We start from the raw sequence: 14,766 nt of genomic DNA, 5'->3' as shown, positions 1-14,766 counted from the left end.
TCATGCCCACCAACGGCGCTCCGACGAAGATCACGCAGGGCTCCCGGACCAAGGGCGGCATCGGCGAGTCCACGCTCCGTCCGGACGGCACCCTCAAGGTCACCGGCGAGTTCGCGTACTCCTCCGACATGTGGCACGAGGACATGCTCTGGGGGCAGATCCTGCGCTCCACCGTCGCGCATGCCGAGATCGTGTCCATCGACACGAGCGAGGCCCTCGCCATGGCGGGCGTCTACGCCGTCATGACGTACGACGACCTGCCGACCGACGTGAAGAACTACGGCCTGGAGATCCAGGACACGCCGGTCCTCGCGCACGGCAAGGTACGCCACCACGGTGAGCCGGTCGCGATCGTCGCCGCCGACCACCCGGAGACGGCCCGCCGCGCCGCCGCCAAGATCAAGGTCGAGTACCGCGAGCTGCCCGTCATCACCGACGAGGCCTCCGCGACCGCCCCCGACGCGATCCTCATCCACGAGAACCGCGACGACCACCACTGCGGTCATGTGCCGCACCCGAACATCGTGCACCGTCAGCCGATCATCCGCGGCAACGCCGAAGAGGCGGCCCGCAGGGCCGATTTCGTCGTCAGCGGCGAGTACACCTTCGGTATGCAGGACCAGGCCTTCCTCGGGCCCGAGTCGGGTCTCGCGGTGCCGGACGAGGACGGCGGCGTCCACCTCTACATCGCCACCCAGTGGCTGCACTCCGACCTGCGGCAGATCGCGCCCGTGCTCGGCCTGCCCGAGAGCAAGGTCCGCATGACGCTGTCCGGCGTCGGCGGCGCCTTCGGCGGCCGCGAGGACCTGTCGATGCAGATCCACGCCTGCCTGCTGGCACTGCGCACCGGCAAGCCGGTCAAGATCGTCTACAACCGGTTCGAGTCCTTCTTCGGACACGTCCACCGCCACCCCGCCAAGCTGTACTACGAGCACGGCGCCACGAAGGACGGCAAGCTCACCCACGTCAAGTGCCGCATCGTGCTGGACGGCGGCGCGTACGCCTCCGCCTCCCCGGCGGTCGTCGGCAACGCCTCCTCGCTGTCGATCGGCCCGTACGTGGTCGACGACGTCGACATCGAGGCCATCGCCCTGTACACCAACAACCCGCCGTGCGGCGCGATGCGCGGCTTCGGCGCGGTCCAGGCGTGCTTCGCCTACGAGGCGCAGATGGACAAGCTGGCCGACGCGGTCGGCATGGACCGGGTGGAGTTCCGGCAGCTGAACGCCATGGAGCAGGGGACGATCATGCCGACGGGCCAGCCCGTCGACTCCCCGGCGCCGGTCGCCGAACTCCTGCGCCGCGTCAAGGCGATGCCCCTGCCGCCGGAGCGCCAGTGGGAGTCCAGCGAGGGCGCGGACGTACGGCAGCTGCCGGGCGGCCTGTCCAACACCACGCACGGCGAAGGCGTCGTCCGCGGCATCGGCTACGCGGTCGGCATCAAGAACGTCGGCTTCTCCGAGGGCTTCGACGACTACTCCACCGCCAAGGTGCGCATGGAGGTCATCGCCGGTGAGCCCGTGGCCACCGTGCACACGGCCATGGCGGAGGTCGGCCAGGGCGGTGTCACCGTCCACGCGCAGATCGCCCGCACCGAACTCGGCGTCACCCAGGTGACCATCCACCCCGCCGACACCCAGGTGGGCAGCGCCGGCTCCACGTCCGCCTCCCGGCAGACGTACGTCACCGGCGGCGCGGTCAAGAACTCCTGCGAGCTGGTCCGCGAGAAGGTCCTTGAGATCGGGCGCCGCAAGTTCGGCTCCTACCACCCCGCCTGGGCCACCGCCGAACTGCTCCTGGAGGGCGGCAAGGTCGTCACCGACGGCGGCGAGGTCCTCGCCGACCTCGTGGACGTCCTCGAAGGCGAGAGCGTCGAGGTGGAGGCCGAGTGGCGGCACCGCCCGACCGAGGCCTTCGACCTGCGCACCGGCCAGGGCTTCGGCCACGTCCAGTACTCCTTCGCCGCGCACCGCGCCGTCGTCGAGGTCGACACCGAACTCGGCCTGGTGAAGGTGATCGAGCTGGCCTGCGCCCAGGACGTCGGCAAGGCGCTCAACCCGCTGTCCGTCATCGGCCAGATCCAGGGCGGTACGACCCAGGGCCTCGGCGTGGCGGTCATGGAGGAGATCATCGTCGACCCCAAGACGGCCAAGGTCAGGAACCCGTCCTTCACGGACTACCTGATCCCCACGATCCTCGACACGCCGACCATCCCCGTCGACGTGCTCGAACTCGCCGACGACCACGCCCCGTACGGGCTGCGGGGCATCGGCGAGGCCCCCACCCTGTCGTCGACACCGGCCGTCCTCGCGGCGATCCGGAACGCGACCGGGCTGGAGCTCAACCGCACGCCGGTACGGCCGGAACACCTCACCGGTACGGCGTAAGGAAGAACCCGCAATACCCTCCGGGCGGCGCAGGGAACGTCACACACTCCGCCGCGCCGCCCGGAGTACTCGGCACGCCGCACCGCTCGCGGCGGTCGAGGAGCAAGTACCCGTGCTAGAGATCCCTTTCGTTCGCCTCGGGCCGTCCCCCGGGTCGTGCGGCCGAAGCACCTTCCCAAATCCCGCAGCCCGTCAGGGTTCCGATGCGGGTGCCCCTTTGAACCTTGGGAGTAGGCCCACATGACCCAGCAGTCACTGGAGCCCACGACCTCAGCCGAAGACGCGGGAGAAGGCACCCGCGTCCCCGCCGGCAGGTCGTGGCTCGACCGGTACTTCCACATATCCCACAGAGGATCCACCGTCGCGCGCGAGGTGCGCGGCGGCGTCACCACCTTCATGGCGATGGCGTACATCCTCCTGCTCAACCCGCTGATCCTGTCCGGCAAGGACTCCGCGGGGGACACCCTCGCCCAGCAGGCACTGATCACCGCGACCGCGTTCGCGGCGGCCCTCACCACGCTGCTGATGGGCTTCTTCGGCAAGGTGCCGCTCGCCCTCGCCGCCGGCCTGTCCGTCTCCGGCGTGCTCGCCTCGCAGGTCGCCCCGCAGATGACCTGGCCGCAGGCCATGGGCATGTGCGTGATGTACGGCGTCGTCATCATGCTGCTGGTCGTCACCGGCCTGCGCGAGATGATCATGAACGCCATCCCGCTCGCCCTCAAGCACGCCATCACCATGGGCATCGGCCTGTTCGTCGCCCTGATCGGCTTCTACAAGGCCGGCTTCGTGCACCAGGGCGAGGCCACCCCGGTCACCCTCGGCCCCGCCGGTGAACTGGCCGGCTGGCCCGTGCTGCTCTTCGCGGTCACCCTCCTAGCGATCTTCATGCTGCAGGCCCGCGGCATCCCCGGCGCCATCCTGATCGGCATCGTCGGCGGCACCGTCCTCGCCGTCACCCTCAACGCACTCGGCGCCATCGACCCCGAGCAGTGGGCCGGCGGAGCCCCCGAACTGCACGGCAGCGCCGTCTCCATGCCCGACTTCTCCATCTTCGGCAACGTCGAGTTCGGCGGCTGGGGCGAGGTCGGCGCGATGACGGTCGGCATGATCGTGTTCACCCTGGTGCTCGCCGGGTTCTTCGACGCGATGGCGACGATCATCGGCGTCGGCACCGAGGCCAAGCTGGCCGACGACAAGGGCCGGATGCCGGGCCTGTCCAAGGCGCTGTTCATCGACGGCGCGGGCGGCGCGATCGGCGGCGTGTCCGGTGCCTCGGGCCAGACCGTGTTCGTCGAGTCGGCGACCGGCGTCGGCGAGGGCGCCCGTACGGGCCTCTCCTCGGTCGTCACCGGCCTGTTCTTCGCGGCCTGCCTCTTCTTCACCCCGCTGACGGCGATCGTGCCGGGCGAGGTCGCGGCGGCCGCCCTGGTGGTGATCGGCGCCATGATGATGATGAACGCGCGGCACGTGGACTGGGCCGACCGGGGCACCGCGATCCCGGTGTTCCTCACCGTCGTGATCATGCCGTTCACGTACTCGATCACCGCCGGTGTCGCGGCCGGTGTCGTCAGCTACGTCGCCATCAGGATCGCGCAGGGCAAGGCACGGGAGGTCGGGGCGTTCATGTGGGTCCTGACAGGCATCTTCCTGGTCTTTTTCGCCCTCAATCCCATTGAGAGCTGGATGGGCGTGCACTAGGCCCGTACATGAACACCGGTTCACCGAGAGCCAGTCGGTGAACCACCCTCCACACATCCGCCGTTAAGGAGACCGAGAGATGCTGGACATCGCCGAAGAGCTGCACCGGTGGGTCGAGCAGGGACGTGACTTCGCCGTGGCCACCGTGGTGGCCGTCGGCGGCAGCGCGCCCCGCCAGCCCGGCGCCGCGCTCGCGGTGGACGCCGACGGCACGGCGATCGGCTCGGTCTCCGGCGGCTGTGTGGAGGGCGCGGTCTACGAGCTGTGCCAACAGGCGCTCAGGGACGGCGAGACGGTCCTGGAACGCTTCGGCTACAGCGACGAGGACGCCTTCGCGGTCGGCCTGACCTGCGGGGGCGTCATCGACATCCTGGTCACGCCGGTACGGTCCGCCGATCCGGCCCGCCCGGTACTCGCAGCCGCACTGCGGGCGGCCGCGGGCTCCCGGGCTGCGGCGGTGGCACGGATCGTGCGGGGCCCCGCCGAGTTGACGGGCCGTGCCCTGCTGGTCCGCCCCGACGGCTCCCACGAGGGCGGCTTCGGCGCCCACCCGGAACTGGACCGCACGGTCGCGGCGGAGGCGGGGGCGTTCCTCGACGCGGGCCGCACCGGCACCCTGGAGATCGGCGAGCAGGGCTCGCGCTGCGGCGCCCCGCTCACGGTGCTGGTCGAGTCCTCGGTCCCGCCGCCCCGGATGATCGTCTTCGGCGCGATCGACTTCGCGTCAGCGCTGGTGCGGATCGGCAAGTTCCTCGACTACCACGTGACGGTGTGCGACGCCCGCCCCGTCTTCGCCACGAAGGCCCGCTTCCCGGAGGCGGACGAGATCGTCGTGGAATGGCCCCACCAGTATCTGGAGCGCACGGAGGTCGACGGACGCACCGTCCTGTGCGTCCTCACCCACGACGCCAAGTTCGACGTACCGCTGCTGCGGCTCGCCCTACGGCTGCCGGTGGCGTACGTGGGCGCGATGGGCTCGCGCCGGACCCATCTCGACCGCAACGAGCGGCTCAGGCAGGTCGGCGTCACAGACCTGGAGCTGGCGCGGCTGCGCTCCCCGATCGGCCTGGACCTCGGCGCCCGCACCCCGGAGGAGACGGCCCTGTCGATCGCCTCGGAGATCGTCGCCGCCCGACGCGGCGGCAGCGGGGTGTCACTGACCGGCGCCCACACGCCGATCCACCACGACACCACGTCGACGTCCGAGCCGACGGGGCGGATCGGGTCGGTGGCTTGATCACGGCCACGGCCGCCCGGGAGAGGGCACCGGCGACGACCGGTCAGGCTCCGCGCAGCAGGCGGTTCACGGCTCGCCCGAACACATGGCGCGCCGTACGCTCCAGCACACCGTCGAAGAGCCCCGGCAGCCGACGCACCTCCAGCTCCTCCCGCCACACCACCCGCGCACGCCCTCCCGGCCCGGGCCGCACCTCGATCTCGGCCCAGCCCGTGACCACCCGGCCCCGCTTCTCGAGCCGGCAGAGCCCGGGCGTGTCGTCGCCGGGTGGCTGCCACACGGTCACCTCCATCGGGTCGTCGAAGGAGAGCGGGCCGACCCCCGAGCGGGCCACGACGAGGGTGCCCTCGTGGGTGGGCTCGGGGGTGGTCGCCGAGACGCGGGTGAAGGGGACCGCCTCGCCGTGCCGGTGCCACTCCGTCAGGCGACGCCATGCTTCGTCCAGAGGGAGCGGAACCGTACGTTCGAGGAGGAAGTCGACCACGGAACGATCTTAGGGAATCATTGGGCGTAGAACGTGGCGTCCGCCCGGTCCGTGGCGGTGCTCGGCGTCTGGACGTACAGCAGGTACGCGTAGTGCCTGATGTAGCGGCCCGCGAGGTTGTACGACTCGTAGGACGCCCCGGCCGAGTCGGCCAGCCCGGCCCGCCTGTGGAAGCTGGCGTCCGCCTTGAACTGGGCCGATCCGTCGTTCCTCTCCAGCCACACTTCCTGGTTCTTGTGCCGCAGGTAGTAGCCCGGGAAGTTGGTCGACTCCAGCGAGACCGTGCCGCTGCCGGTCAGGCCGGTGACGACCCGGAACTGCGAGTCCGCGAGCGGCGAGACGCCCGCCTCGATACGGGCCCGGTACTCCCAGTGCCGGATGAAGCGGTCCGCGAAGTTGTACGAGGAGAAGCGCTGCGGCGTCACACCGTCGGCCACCGGGATGCCGAAGTCGGGGGTGCCGTCGGCCTTCCAGTACAGCTTCTGGACGCGGGTGCGGCGGTTGGGGTCTTTGAGCGGGTCGCCGGTGATGTCCCTGTAGTTGCGGTCGTGGTAGACGAGGACGTCGCTCTTTCCGTCCTCGGAGACGGTGAAGGAGTTGTGGCCCGGTCCGTACTGACCGGTGGCCGCGTTGCTGGTGAACACGGGCGTCGGACTCTTCGTCCAGTTGGCCGCGTTCAGCAGGTCGGCGCTCGCGGAGGCGGACAGCAGGCCCAGGCAGTAGTTGCTGTCGGTGGCGCTCGCCGAGTACGACATGAACACCTTGCCGCCGCGCTGGATCACCGCCGGGCCCTCGTTGACCTTGTAGCCGACGGTCTCCCAGGAGTAGGTGGGCCGCGACAGCATCACCGGGGTGCCGGTGATGGACCACGGGGTGTCCATCTTCGCGAGGTAGAGGTCCGTGTTGTTGTTCACCGACGGATCGCGCTGCGCCCAGGCCAGGTAGCGCACGCCGTTGACGACGAAGGTCGTGGCGTCCAGCGAGAAGCTCTCCCACTGGGTCCTGATCTGCCCCTTCTCGGTCCAGGTGGCGGTCAGCGGGTTGGCGCCGGTGCCCTCCAGGACGTACATCCGGATCGCCCACACGTCGTTGGTGGCCCCGGCGGCGAAGTACACGTACCACTTGCCGTCGATGAAGTGGATCTCCGGCGCCCAGATGTGCGCGCCCATCACGCCGCTGGTGTGCTTGGTCCAGATGGTGACCTCCTGGGCCGTGGACAGGCCCTGGATGGTGGTCGCGCGGCGCAGCACGATGCGGTCGTACTCGGGGACGGTCGCCGTGAAGTAGTAGTAGCCGTCGGTGTGCTTGAAGATGTGCGGGTCGGCCCGCTTCTCCGCGACCGGGTTGGTGTAGGTCACGGCGGGAGAGGCGGGCACGGCGGCCTGGGCGGCGGGGGCCGGCCCGACCAGGCAGGCCGCCAGGCCGACGAGGACGGCCATGAGCAGCCGGATGGCTATGCGTCTCAAGGGGGTTCTCCAGATCAGGGGGTGCGCTTCCGCAGGGGCGGGTCAGGCGTTCGTGGCATACGAGACCGTCTTGTCCGCTATTTCGAACGAGGTTCGTGATTCCGATCGTGATTGGGTCAGAAGATAAGAGGGGGACATGCTCCAGTCAACGCTTCGGTCCGGTCGAGCTTCACGAACCGGCGCGTGGCCGCAAAGCCGCCGTCTCGCGCCGCGCGTCCGCCGTCACGGCTCGGCCGACACGTCCGCCCGCCCGTCCGGCAGCGGCTGTTCCGTCCAGATCACCTTGCCGCCCGCCATGTACCGCGTGCCCCAGCGTTCGGCGAACTGGGCCACCAGGAACAGCCCCCGGCCGCCCTCGTCCGTCGTGGCCGCGCTGCGCAGGTGCGGGGCGGTGCTGCTGCCGTCGGAGACCTCGCAGATCAGGGCCCGGTCGCGAAGGAGGCGGACGCGGATCGGCCCGGTGGCGTGGCGCATGGCGTTCGTGACCAGTTCGCTCAGGATCAGCTCGGTCGTGAACGCCTCCTCCGCGAGCCCCCACTCGTCCAGCGTCCGCGCGGCCGCCGCCCGCACCCGGGCCACGGCCGAGGGATCACCCGGGACGTCCCACTCCGCCGTACGGTCGGCGGGCAGCAGCCGGGTCCGCGCGACCACGAGGGCGACGTCGTCACGCGGGCGCTCCGGCAGCAGGGCCTCCAGGACCTCCTTGCAGGTCTCCTCCGGAGTCCGGCCGCCCGTCGGCGGCGCCGAGGCGAGCGCCCCGCGCAGCAGGGCCAGCCCCTCGTCGATGTCCCGTCCCTGGTCCTCGACCAGCCCGTCCGTGTACAGGACCAGCCCGCTGCCCTCGGGCAGCCGCAACTCGACCGACTCGAAGGGCAGGCCGGAGGCCAGGCCCAGCGGCGGTCCGCCCGGCACGGCCGGGAACTCGACAGCCCCGTCGGGGTGCACGAGGGCCGGTTCCAGATGGCCGGCACGGGAGAGGGTGCACAGCCCGCAGGACGGGTCGTACACGGCGTACAGACAGGTCGCCCCGGTGACCGGCGCGGCCTCCCCGTCGCCCTCGTCCTGGTCGATACGGGCGACCAACTCGTCCAGATGGCCGAGCAGTTCCTCGGGTGGCAGGTCCAGCTCGGAGAAGTTGTGGACCGCCGTACGCAGCCGCCCCATCGTCGCCGCCGCGTGCAGCCCGTGCCCCACCACGTCCCCCACGACCAGCGCCACCCGCGCGCCCGGCAGCGGGATGACGTCGAACCAGTCCCCGCCGACCCCGCCCTGCGCGGCGTGCGCGGGCAGGTAGCGGTAGGCGACGTCGAGGGCGCTCTGCTCGGGCAGCGCCCGCGGCAACAGACTGCGCTGGAGCGTCACAGCCAGGGTGTGCTCGCGGGTGTAGCGGCGGGCGTTGTCGATGCTGACGGCGGCCCGGGCCACCAGCTCCTCGGCGAGGGAGACGTCGTCCGGCTCGAAGGGTTCGGGCCGCTCGGCCCGCCAGAAGGTGGCCATGCCCATGATGACGCCGCGGGCCCGCAACGGGACCGTCAGCATCGAGTGGATCCCGAAGTCGACGATCCGGCGGGCGTTCACCGGGTCCTGCTCCTGCCAGCCGGAGAAGGCGGGCATGTCCGCCTCCAGCACCGACTCGCCGGTGCCGAAACCGAAGGCCTGCGGGGTGGACGGAGCGAAGTGGATCAGCTTGCCGAGGGGATAGAGCGGACTGCCCTCCCGCACACCCCGGAAGGCGACCCGGCGCATGTCGGTACGGCCCACCTTGGGCTCCTCGCCCCGCAGGACCGGATCCGCCAGATCGACGCTGACGAAGTCGGCGAACCGCGGCACCGCGAAGTCGGCCAGCTCCTGAGAGGTGCGCGTGACATCGAGGACGGTGCCGATCTCCAGCCCCGCGTCGTACAGCAGCTTCAGCCGCTCCTGCGCCACATCCGCCCTGCCGGTCATGGTCCGCAGCTCGGTGGTGTCCCGCAGGGTGGCCACGCTGCCGGGCGGCCCGCCGTCCCGGTCGGTCGACCGCTGGCTCACCGCCAGCAGCCGGCCCCGCGCCACATGCACCTCGTCGGTGGCGTCCCGGCCCGAGGCGAACAGCCGGGCCAGATCGGGGCCGATGCCCAGGTCGGCGCAGAGCCGCCCCTCCGCGTCCGCGGAGAGCCCCAGCAGCCGGCGCGCCTCGTCGTTCGCCAGCGCCAGCCGCCGCTCGCCGTCCAGGATCAGCACGCCCTCCCGTACGGAGTGCAGCACGGCGTCGTGATGCTCGTACATCCGGGTCATCTCGGCGGGCCCCAGCCCGTGCGTCTGCCGCAGCAGCCGTCGGCTGACCAGCGCGGTCCCGCCGGTGGCCACGACGAGCGCGGCCGCCGCCGAGCCGAGCAGCACCGGCAGGTGATGGTCGACCAGCCCGCTCACGCTCGCCAGGGTCACCCCGGCCGCCACCAGTCCGACGACCCGGCCGTCGTCCGTCACCGGCACCACCGCCCGCACGGACGGACCCAGGGTGCCGGTGTACGTCTCCCGGACGACCCCGCCCGCCGCGGCCGGGGCGATCGTGCCGACGAACTGCTTGCCGATCTGCTCCGGGTCGGGGTGGGTGTACCTGCGCCCCTGCGGGCTCATCACCACGACGAAGTCCACGTCGGTCGCCTCGCGCGCCGCCTCGGCACGCGGCTGGAGCACGACTGTCGGATCCGGTTCGGACAGGGCCTCGACGACACCTGGCGCATTCGCGAAGGACTCGGCCACGGCCAAAGACCGGTTGCGGGCTTCCCGCTCGGTGTCGGTGCGGATCTGCAGCACCAGGGCCACCACCGCGGCGACGACGAGGAGCACGACGATCGCCGCCTGCATCACGAAGACCTGCCGGGCGACGGTACGCGCGCTCAACAGCGAGCGCAGGCGGCCGAGGATTCCGGCCATGCCTCATTTCTAGCACCGTTCGGCGCAGGTGGGCACGGCACGGTCAGCGGCAGCCGGTACCGTCCCGGCGCCGTACGGACAGGCGGCGGACAGTCGTCGTGCTACGGCGAGCGGGTCCCCACCCGATCGGGGTCGGCCCCGGCGGGCGAGGCGGTGACCGGCGCCTCGGCGGCCGGTATGCGCAGCAGGAGCAGCGCCGCGTCGTCGTGCAGCCGGCCGCCCACGTGGGCCAGGAGCTCGTCGTGCAGCGCCGTGACGGTGCGGGCGGGCTCGTCGCACGCGTGCCGTGCCAGGCCCTCGGCGAGGGGGTAGAACTCCCGGGCGTGGTCGCGGGCCTCGGTGACCCCGTCCGTGTACAGCAGCAACTGGTCGCCGTCGGCGAAGGGCAGTACCTGGAGCACGGGCGTCTCCCCCGAGAGCGTGCGCAGGCCGAGGGGCGGCGTCGGACGGTCCGGTTCGACCGGGACGACGTCCCCGTCGCGCACCAGCAGCGGCGGGGCGTGGCCGCAGTTGACCACCTCCATCCGGCCCGCCCGCGGGTACCCGGCGACCACGGCCGTGACGAAGTCGTCACTGTCCAGGTTGCGCGCCAGGCTGCGCTCGATCCGGGCGACGACGGCGAGCAGGTCGGGCTCGTCGTGGGCGGCCTCGCGGAAGACGCCGAGCACCAGCGCGGCGGTCCCCACGGCCGGCAGCCCCTTGCCGCGCACGTCGCCGACGATCATCCGCACGCCGTACGGCGTGGACACCAGCGCGTAGAGGTCGCCGCCGATCCGGGCCTCCGCCGCGGCGGCGCTGTAGCGCACCGCCACCCGGAACGGCCCCACCGTCGCTGGCACCGGTTGGAGCAGCGCGTGCTGGGCCGCCTCGGCGACCGAGCGGACCGCCGCCAGCACCCGCTCGCGCCGTCCGCGCAGCGCGCTGGCCAGGCAGCCCGCCAGCGTGACGGCCAGCAGGGCGGCGAGTACGACCGCCAGATCGCTGCGCGCGGCGCCGTCCCGGATGCCGAGGACCGCGCCGACGGCGGCGGTGAGCACTCCCACGCTCAGCACACCGCGCGGCGCGTTGGTGGTCGCCGAGAGCGCGGGTGCCGCGGCGAGCAGTGGCAGCCACGTCATCCCCGAGCCGCCGATCACATCGATCAGCACGATGACGGAGACGATCAGTATCGGAAGGAGGGGCAGTATGGGCAGAGCGGCGACCCATTGCCTGGGCCAGTGATCAGGACCATGGTCTGCAGCCTGGCTCATGTCTTGTCCGCTGTCCTCACCTGTACGCAGGGGCATGTAGCCCGGAAATGTCCGTTTCGTCTAGGGAATAGGTTCGACCCCTGGCGCGACAAGGCGTGGATTTTCAGATAGTGAACGACAGCCCTCTGGTCACCCGGCTCGCGGTCGGGATCAGACGTGCCCTGATCTCCGGCAGACGGGAGAGCTGGTCGGCCCGCAGCGAGACGCCGAGCGAGCCGAGCGTGCTCCCGCTGTACACCGGCACCGCGACACACACCGTGCCCAGGGCGTACTCCTCCATGTCCGTGACGGCTGGCGCCAGCGGCGAGGAGTCCAGTCGCCGGAGCAGCTCCGGAGTGCGGGTGATCGTCCTGGGCGTCAGGTCGGCGAGGGCATGCCGGGACAGGTAGTCCTTGCGCGCCTCTTCGTCGAGCTCCCGCAGCACCGACTTGCCGAGCGCCGTGGCGTGCCCGGCGTCCTCGAACCCCACCCACAGGTCGACCCTGGGGGTGCGCGGCCCGTCGACGATCTCGGCGACCCGGATCTCGCCCTCCTCGTAGAAGGTGAGGTAGGCGGGGGTCGACAGCTCGTCCCGCAGTGCCGCGAGCGTCGGCCGGATCCGGCTCAGCAGCGTCTGCGTCCGACCCGCCGTGTGCAGCGTCCGGAGCCGGTCGCCCAGGATGAACCCGCCGTCGTCGAGCTTGCGCACGTACCCGTCGTGGACCAGCGTGCGCAGCAGGTGGTACGCCGTGGCCAGGGGCAGGTCCGCCTCCCGGGCCAGTTGCTTCGCCGGTGCACCGTTCTCGTGCGCGCTCACCACCTCCAGCAACCGGAAGGCCCGCTGCACGGAGCTGATCAGCGTCGGGCCGTCACTCGCACCCATACGAACAGCGTGCGCCCGGCGCACGGTACGGGCAACTACAGGACGCGCGCGACGAGCAGGGCGACGTCGTCGTGGTCGTCTGGGTGGCGCAGACCGTACAGGAGGAGGTCGCAGCTCTCCTCCAAGGGGCGGCGCGGCTCGTCCAGGAAACCGAGGAGCACGTCCAGACGGTCGTCGATCGGGTGGTGGCGGGTCTCGACGAGGCCGTCGGTGTACAGGACCAGCAGATCACCGGGTCCCAGGTCGACGGTGGTGGCCTCGAAGGGGACGCCCCCGACGCCGAGCGGAGCTCCGGCGGGCAGTTCCAGCAGCTCGGGCGGGCGGTCGGGGCGGGCCAGCGCGGGCGGCATGTGTCCGGCGTTGGCGATGTGGCACTGCCCGGTACGCGGGTCGAACACCGCGTACAGGCATGTGACGATGTAGTGCTCCAGATCGCAGGTGATCTTGTCCAGGTGCTGCAGCACGGAGGCCGGCTCCAGGTCGAGGTCCGCGTAGGCGCAGGTCGCGGTGCGCAGCCGGCCCATGGTGGCGGCGGCGTCGATGCCGTTGCCCATGACGTCGCCGACGACCAGGGCCGTCTTGTCGTCGGTCAGCGGGATCACGTCGTACCAGTCACCGCCGACCTCGCTGGTGGCCTGGGCGGGCTGGTAGCGGGAGGCGAGTTCCAGACCGGTGTGGTGGGGCGGGTGGTCGGGCAGCAGGCTGCGCTGCAGGGTCAGCGCGGTGTTGCGCACGCTCTGGAACCAGCGGGCGTTGTCGATGGCCACCGCGGCACGGCTGGCCAGCTCACTGGCCAGGACGACGTCGTCCTCGTCGAACGGCACCGGGTTGCGGGTGCGCTTGAGGTCGAGGGCGCCGAGCACCTCGCCATGTGCGATCAACGGCACGGCGAGATACGAGTGCACCCCGGCCCGCGCCAGCAGCGTCGTGGCCTCGGCGTCCCGCGCGATACGGGGCAGATCGCGCTCACCGACATGGCGCACCAGGACCGGCCGGGCCGTGTGCACGCACAGGGTGACCAGGCGGTCCCCTTCGTAGGCGGCCAGGTCACCCGGCGGGTCGGCGGCACGCAGGGCCACGCTGGGATACGCCGCCTTGAGGGCGAGGGCCCGGAAGAGCTCGGGCCCGTTGTCGGGCCTGCGCTTGCGGCGGCAGGCCAGGGCCGAGTCGAGGATGTCCACGGCGACCACGTCCGCCAGCTCCGGAGCGGCGACCTCGGCCAGCTCATGGGCGGTCTGCTCCACCTCCAGCGTGGTGCCCACGCGGGTGGAGGCGTCGGCGATCAGTGCCAGCCGCCGCCGGGCCCGGTCGGCCTCGGCGGAGGCGCGGTGCCGCTCGGTGACGTCGACGAACGAGATCGCCGCGCCCAGGACCCGACCGCTGGGATCCTCCAGCCGGTAGAAGGACAGGGACCAGGCGTGCTCGGTGTCCGGGTCGGCCGGCGGGCGGCCCACGTGGTACTGGTCGAGCAGCGGGGTGCCGGTGGTGAGCACCTGACGCAGAGAGGACTCGATGGTGTCGATGTCCGGCAGGGGCAGGGTCTCCCGGAGCCGTCGGCCGATGTGCTCCTCGGCCGGGGTGGCGTCGATCCGCTCCAGAGCCTGATTGACCAGCAGATAGTGCAGATCGGGGTCGAGGAGGGCGATGCCGATCGGGGACTGGCTGATCAGCCGCTCGCACAGGGCCAGATCGGTCTCCACCCGCTGGAGCAGCGAGTGGTCGGCCGCGATGCCGAGGGCGTAGACGTCACCGAGGTCGTCCAGCAGCCGCATGTTGCGGAACTCCGTCAGCCGGGTGCTGCCGTCCTTGTGCCGCACCGGGAAGGCCCCCGCCCAGCTGCGGCCGGTCTTCAGCACCTCGGCGAACAGCTTCGCCACGGCCGGCAGGTGCTGGGGGTGGATGAACAGCCGCGCCGCGTACGTGCCGAGCGCCTCCTCGGAGGTGTAGCCGAACAACTCCTCGGCCTGCGGCGTCCAGAACACGATGCGCCCGTCGGCGTCCACCACCACCGCGGCAACACTCAGCATGTCCAGCAGACCGGTCGGCCGGGGCGACTCCGCGCCGTACCCGCCACCGCTGGACTCGAAGGATCCGGATCCCGCTGTCATCGCAGCTCCCTGGCCACCGGCCGGCAGGCCCTGCCACTCGGCCACAGCCGGTACCCGACTGCGACGACCGGTACCTCCATGCTCCCTCCGCCCCGGCGCCTTGCCCAGTCCGGACGGTCGACGGGACCCACGACCGCCCGACCTGCGAGGGCGCGATCGGGCTCGACCTGCGAGGGCGTGACCGGGCTCGACCGTCCGAGCGCACCCGCCCCGCGGCTGAGGACGGCCCCGGGCTCGCACGAGGGAAGAGCGGTCCGTCGGGCTCGCACGGGGGAAGAGCGGTCCGCGGGGCCCGCACGGGGAAGAGCGGTCCGCGGGGCCCGCACAGGGGAAGAGGGCTCCGCCGGGCCCGCACGGG

The 14,766-nt window shown here is 71.6% G+C and carries 9 protein-coding genes; 3 read left to right on the top strand and 6 right to left on the bottom strand.

Annotated features, from left to right (window positions below; translation table 11 throughout):
• Positions 1 to 2: 2 nt before the first annotated feature.
• The 3 genes from ACFYNL_RS29970 to ACFYNL_RS29960 all read left to right on the top strand — a co-directional run bounded on the left by ACFYNL_RS29970 (position 3) and on the right by ACFYNL_RS29960 (position 5,322).
• Positions 3 to 2,387 (top strand): xanthine dehydrogenase family protein molybdopterin-binding subunit, encoded by a 2,385-nt coding sequence (locus ACFYNL_RS29970; RefSeq protein ID WP_388808559.1) that lies wholly within the window; start codon positions 3 to 5, stop codon positions 2,385 to 2,387.
• A gap of 240 nt (positions 2,388 to 2,627) precedes the next feature.
• Positions 2,628 to 4,085, top strand: coding sequence for an NCS2 family permease (locus ACFYNL_RS29965; RefSeq protein ID WP_388808557.1), 1,458 nt, complete (start codon positions 2,628 to 2,630; stop codon positions 4,083 to 4,085).
• Between the two features lie 79 nt (positions 4,086 to 4,164).
• Positions 4,165 to 5,322: an XdhC family protein gene (locus ACFYNL_RS29960; RefSeq protein ID WP_388808554.1), complete on the top strand. Its 1,158-nt coding sequence runs from the start codon at positions 4,165 to 4,167 to the stop codon at positions 5,320 to 5,322.
• A 43-nt stretch (positions 5,323 to 5,365) separates the two neighbouring features.
• Here ACFYNL_RS29960 and ACFYNL_RS29955 read toward each other — a convergent pair whose 3' ends face one another.
• The 6 genes from ACFYNL_RS29955 to ACFYNL_RS29930 all read right to left on the bottom strand — a co-directional run bounded on the left by ACFYNL_RS29955 (position 5,366) and on the right by ACFYNL_RS29930 (position 14,408).
• Complete coding sequence (locus ACFYNL_RS29955) at positions 5,366 to 5,806, bottom strand: SRPBCC family protein (RefSeq protein ID WP_388808552.1); 441 nt, start codon at positions 5,804 to 5,806, stop codon at positions 5,366 to 5,368.
• Positions 5,807 to 5,823: 17 nt separating this feature from the next.
• On the bottom strand, positions 5,824 to 7,245 hold the full coding sequence (locus tag ACFYNL_RS29950) for a family 43 glycosylhydrolase (protein WP_388809094.1): 1,422 nt from the start codon (positions 7,243 to 7,245) through the stop codon (positions 5,824 to 5,826).
• 249 nt (positions 7,246 to 7,494) lie between these two features.
• Entirely contained in the window at positions 7,495 to 10,188 is a 2,694-nt protein-coding gene (locus tag ACFYNL_RS29945) for a SpoIIE family protein phosphatase (RefSeq protein WP_388808550.1), read from the bottom strand.
• Between the two features lie 101 nt (positions 10,189 to 10,289).
• A complete protein-coding gene (locus ACFYNL_RS29940; protein WP_388808548.1) occupies positions 10,290 to 11,438 on the bottom strand; it encodes a PP2C family protein-serine/threonine phosphatase in 1,149 nt (382 codons plus the stop codon).
• Positions 11,439 to 11,541: 103 nt separating this feature from the next.
• Positions 11,542 to 12,300, bottom strand: coding sequence for an IclR family transcriptional regulator (locus ACFYNL_RS29935; RefSeq protein WP_388808545.1), 759 nt, complete (start codon positions 12,298 to 12,300; stop codon positions 11,542 to 11,544).
• 35 nt (positions 12,301 to 12,335) lie between these two features.
• Positions 12,336 to 14,408: a SpoIIE family protein phosphatase gene (locus ACFYNL_RS29930; RefSeq protein ID WP_388808543.1), complete on the bottom strand. Its 2,073-nt coding sequence runs from the start codon at positions 14,406 to 14,408 to the stop codon at positions 12,336 to 12,338.
• Positions 14,409 to 14,766 lie beyond the last annotated feature (358 nt).

Origin of the sequence: Streptomyces sp. NPDC007808 (assembly GCF_042868655.1) — a bacterium.
Taxonomy (GTDB): Bacteria; Actinomycetota; Actinomycetes; order Streptomycetales; family Streptomycetaceae; genus Streptomyces.
The sequence above is the reverse complement of the archived record's forward strand: the minus strand, read 5'-3'. Positions and strand labels throughout refer to the sequence as shown.